Origin of the sequence: Cupriavidus sp. CuC1, from assembly GCF_044627735.1 — a bacterium.
Taxonomy (GTDB): Bacteria; Pseudomonadota; Gammaproteobacteria; order Burkholderiales; family Burkholderiaceae; genus Cupriavidus; species Cupriavidus ulmosensis.
In genome coordinates this window covers 1-4,476 of sequence record NZ_JBIUHC010000304.1, presented here as the reverse complement: position 1 = coordinate 4,476, position 4,476 = coordinate 1, and the positions used below count along the sequence as shown (strand labels likewise).

Below are 4,476 nucleotides of genomic sequence, written 5' to 3'. Positions count from 1 at the left end.
AGCCGGCGCAGTCAGGCCGCTCTATGAAGCAGGAACCCACCGAAGCGGCTACGCAAAACATCTGCGTAGCGCCGTAGAATCCCCTCCCTTTCCGCCGAAAGGCGGCGGCCGCAGGCCGAGGGAGGGGAGGATGTCAACTCCTCGACGCGGGACGACGATGCCACCGCGCAGGGAATGGCGGCATGGCGCAGCGCCATCAGCAGTTCCTTGGCGCCGGGCTTCAGCGGAAACCTCGGGCCCGTGACCGGCGCATGCAATTGCGCCCGCCATCGCCTGCACCTGGCGAAAGGCACGCTCATCGCCAACCAGGGAAACCAGCAGCGCGTTGGACTCCGGCGCGGCCTTGCCGATGACCTGCACATAATCGCTGGCCGCCAGCGCAATGCCGAGCGCGCGCGCGGCGCCGATCCACGCTTGCATGATGGCGCGCTCGGAGTCGATCAGCAGGCCATCCATATCGAAGATGGCGGCGGTGAACATCGTCATCTGCGCCAGCTTTAACGAACCGGTGCCTGCGCCGTCTGTCCGTGACGGTATGCCCAGACCACCATGGCGATGCCGGCCAGGATCATCGGCAGGCTCAGCCACTGGCCCATGGAGAAGTTCAGCGCCAGCAGGCCCAGGAAGTTATCCGGCTCGCGCGCGAACTCGGCAAGGAAACGGAAGCCGCCGTAGCCGATCAGGAACATGCCCGAGACAGCGCCCATGGGGCGCGGCTTCCTGGCGAACAGCCACAGGATGATGAACAGCGCCACGCCTTCGCCGGCAAATTGATAGAGCTGGGAAGGATGGCGGGGAATGTTGTCGCCGGCCTGCGGGAAGATCATGCCCCACGGCAGGTCGGTGGGCCGGCCCCACAGCTCGCCGTTGATGAAGTTGCCGATGCGCCCGGCTGCCAGCCCGCAGGGGATCATCGGCGCGATGAAGTCGGTGACCTCCATCCAGTGCCGCCCGCGCAGCTTGCCGAACAGCCACATCGCCACGATCACGCCCAAGAAGCCGCCGTGGAAGGCCATGCCGCCCTCCCACACCTTGAAGATCTCGAGCGGGTGGCTCAGGTAGTAATCGGCCTTGTAGAACAACACATAGCCCAGCCGCCCGCCCAGGATCACGCCCAGCACGCCGAAGAACAGCATGTCGTCCAGGTCCTTGACCGTCCAGCCCTGGGCCGCGATGTGCGGCTGGCGGATGCGCAGGCGCCCGAACCACAGGAACATGATGAACCCGGCGAGGTACATCAGCCCGTACCAGCGGATGGCGAGCGGGCCGAGATGAATCGCAACCGGATCGAATTGGGGATGAATCAGCATGTTTGCCGTGGTTAGGGTTGTAAGAAGAATTGCACGCGCCAGCTTGGCGTCCGGTACGGCATCAGGGTCAGGATTCAGGCTGCGTCCGTCAGGTGCCTTGCCGCAGCGGCCGCGCCCGGCGCCGTGGCCAGTTTTATGCCAGCCTTTTGCGTCAGCGTCATGGCAGCGGCCAGCGCGCCGGCGATCTCGATGAACGATCTCAGCACGGGGCTCACGCTGTCGGCACCGGCCTCCCGCCACACCAGGCCGGTCTCGATATCGGGCCCGGCGTCGCGCAGCGGCAGGTAGGACACACCGGTACGGCGAAGGTTGCAAAGCGAGGCCGGTACCAGCGCCACGCCCATGCCCGCGGACACCAGGCTGACGATGGTCTGCATCTGGATGGCCTCCTGGGCGATCACCGGCGTGAGGCCTTCGCGCGCATAACAGCCCGTAATGATGTCATAAAACGCCGGTGCGCTTCGCCGGGGGAAGATGATAAGCGGCTCGTGCGCCGCATCCTTTAGCGAAACGCCCTCCTCGTCCGCCTTCGCGCCGCCCGGGCGCCAGCCTTCCGGCACGGCCAGCACCAGCGGCTCGCGCACCAGCGGCAGGTAGGCCACGCCATGCGGCATGGCCGGCAGTTGCGGGCGGATCACCAGCCCGGCGTCGATGCCGCCGTCCATCAGGGCCTCCAGCTGGATATCGCTGGTGGCCTCGCGCAGTTGCAGCTGCACATTGGGATGGCGCGCCCGGAAGCTGCGCAGCAGGTCGGGCAGGATGCCGTAGTCGGCCGTGCTGACGAAGGCCAGCGACAGCGTGCCGGCCTCCCCGCGCGCCAGCCGCTGGGCCAGGCCCGGCAGTGCTGCGGCGTCGGCCAGCACGCGGCGCACCTCGGGCAACCATTGCTGGCCAGCCGGAGTGAGCGCCACCGAGCGCCGCGTGCGGGCGAACAGTTGCACGCCGATCTCCTCCTCCAGCGCCTGGATCTGCTGGGACAGCGGCGGCTGCGTCATGGTGAGACGCTGCGCGGCGCGGCCAAAATGTAACTCCTCCGCCACGGTAACGAAGTAGCGCAACTGGCGCAGGTCCACAGGCGCTCCTGATATGTTTTTCGACTCAATAGAGGTTGAATAATATATTTGACACGATAAAAGGCAAGCGGCATGCTCTCGTCCACAACATGGCAAGAGCCTGCCCGGTCCTCGGAACCCCTGAGGCGCCCCGCGCAGGCCGGCACACTTCCCCCCGGAGATTCCCATGGCATACAACAAACGCTCGCAGCACATCACGCAAGGCGTGGCGCGCTCCCCCAACCGCTCGATGTACTACGCGCTGGGCTACAAGAAGGAAGACTTCGACAAGCCGATGGTGGGCATCGCCAACGGCCACTCCACCATCACGCCGTGCAACTCCGGCCTGCAACGCCTGGCCGACGCCGCGGTTGCCGCCATCAAGGCCTCCGACGCCAACCCGCAGATCTTCGGCACCCCGACCATCTCGGACGGCATGTCGATGGGCACGGAAGGCATGAAGTACTCGCTGATCTCCCGCGAAGTCATCGCCGACTGCATCGAGACCGCGGCCCAGGGCCAGTGGATGGACGGCGTGGTCGTGATCGGCGGCTGCGACAAGAACATGCCGGGCGGCATGATCGCGCTGGCGCGCACCAACGTGCCGGGCATCTATGTGTACGGCGGCACCATCAAGCCGGGCAACTGGAAGGGCAAGGACCTGACCATCGTGTCGTCGTTCGAGGCCGTGGGCGAATTCACCGCTGGCCGCATGAGCCAGGAAGACTTCGAAGGCGTCGAGAAGAACGCCTGCCCGTCGTCAGGCTCGTGCGGTGGCATGTACACCGCCAACACCATGAGCTCCTCGTTCGAGGCGCTGGGCATGTCGCTGCTGTACTCGTCGACCATGGCCAACCCGGACCAGGAAAAGGTCGACAGCGCCGCCGAATCGGCACGCGTGCTGGTCGAGGCCATCAAGAAGGACATCAAGCCGCGCGACATCATCACGCGCAAGTCCATCGAGAACGCGGTTGCGCTGATCATGGCCACCGGCGGCTCCACCAACGCCGTGCTGCACTACCTGGCGATCGCCCACTCGGCCGAAGTCGAATGGTCCATCGACGACTTCGAGCGCATCCGCCGCAAGGTGCCGGTGATCTGCAACCTGAAGCCGTCGGGCCAGTACGTGGCGACCGACCTGCACCGCGCGGGCGGCATTCCCCAGGTCATGAAGATCCTGCTCAAGGCAGGCCTGATGCATGGCGACTGCCTGACCATCACCGGCCGCACCCTGGCCGAGGAACTGGAAAACGTGCCCGACACCCCGCGCGCCGACCAGGACGTGATCATGCCGATCGAAAAGGCACTCTACAAGGAAGGCCACCTGGCCATCCTGAAGGGCAACCTGGCACCGGAAGGCGCCGTCGCCAAGATCACCGGCCTGAAGAACCCGGTCATCACCGGCCCGGCCCGCGTGTTCGAGGACGAGCAAAGCGCCATGGACGCCATCCTGGCCGACAAGATCAATGCCGGCGACATCCTGGTGCTGCGCTACCTGGGCCCCAAGGGCGGCCCCGGCATGCCTGAAATGCTCGCCCCCACCTCTGCCATCATCGGCAAGGGCCTGGGCGAATCGGTCGGCTTCATCACCGACGGCCGCTTCTCCGGCGGCACCTGGGGCATGGTGGTCGGCCACGTCGCGCCCGAAGCGCATGTGGGCGGCAACATCGCGCTGGTGCAGGAAGGCGACTCGGTCACCATCGACGCGCACAAGCTGCTGCTGGAACTCAACGTGAGCGAAGAAGAGCTGGCCAAGCGCCGCGCCGCCTGGAAGCAGCCGGCACCGCGCTACACCCGTGGCGTGCTGGCGAAGTTCGCCAAGCTGGCTTCGACCGCCAGCAAGGGCGCTGTGACGGACTGAGGCCTGGCTTTAGTACCGGAATGAAAAGGCCCGCGAGCGATCGCGGGTTTTTTTTGCGGGGGGAGGTTCAATCTCCCGCCGGTTTGCTCCCCTCTCCCGCCTGCGGGAGAGGGGTTGAGGGAGAGGGCGGGCGCTCGTTACTGCGTCGCGCCGTCAAAACCACGGGCTCCGCTTCTAGTGGCTCCTAGCTGATATGACTCCCCGTGTCAATCGAGATTGGTTTGATTCAGTTTCACAGTTGCATGTTGTTCCC

General features: G+C 65.8%; 4 protein-coding genes. 1 reads left to right on the top strand and 3 read right to left on the bottom strand.

All coding sequences use genetic code 11. The features are described from left to right. Positions 1 to 48 precede the first annotated feature (48 nt). From ACGLHR_RS50720 to ACGLHR_RS50710, 3 genes are all read right to left on the bottom strand, one after another. On the bottom strand, positions 49 to 486 hold the full coding sequence (locus ACGLHR_RS50720; RefSeq protein WP_400103567.1) for a hypothetical protein: 438 nt from the start codon (positions 484 to 486) through the stop codon (positions 49 to 51). Positions 487 to 497: 11 nt separating this feature from the next. Then, on the bottom strand, positions 498 to 1,310 hold the full coding sequence (gene lgt, locus ACGLHR_RS50715; protein ID WP_400103565.1) for a prolipoprotein diacylglyceryl transferase: 813 nt from the start codon (positions 1,308 to 1,310) through the stop codon (positions 498 to 500). A gap of 74 nt (positions 1,311 to 1,384) precedes the next feature. Continuing rightward, a complete protein-coding gene (locus tag ACGLHR_RS50710; protein WP_400103563.1) occupies positions 1,385 to 2,383 on the bottom strand; it encodes a LysR family transcriptional regulator in 999 nt (332 codons plus the stop codon). Positions 2,384 to 2,549: 166 nt separating this feature from the next. Between ACGLHR_RS50710 and ilvD the strand changes: the two genes are divergently transcribed. Further along, entirely contained in the window at positions 2,550 to 4,223 is a 1,674-nt protein-coding gene (gene ilvD / locus ACGLHR_RS50705) for a dihydroxy-acid dehydratase (protein ID WP_267604121.1), read from the top strand. Positions 4,224 to 4,476: the final 253 nt, after the last annotated feature.

Excerpts from the sequence above, each read along its gene's own strand:
- ACGLHR_RS50720 (WP_400103567.1), bottom strand. The coding sequence starts at position 486 with ATGACGATGTTCACCGCCGCCATCTTCGATATGGATGGCCTGCTGATC.
- lgt (WP_400103565.1), bottom strand. The coding sequence starts at position 1,310 with ATGCTGATTCATCCCCAATTCGATCCGGTTGCGATTCATCTCGGCCCG.
- ilvD (WP_267604121.1), top strand. The coding sequence starts at position 2,550 with ATGGCATACAACAAACGCTCGCAGCACATCACGCAAGGCGTGGCGCGC.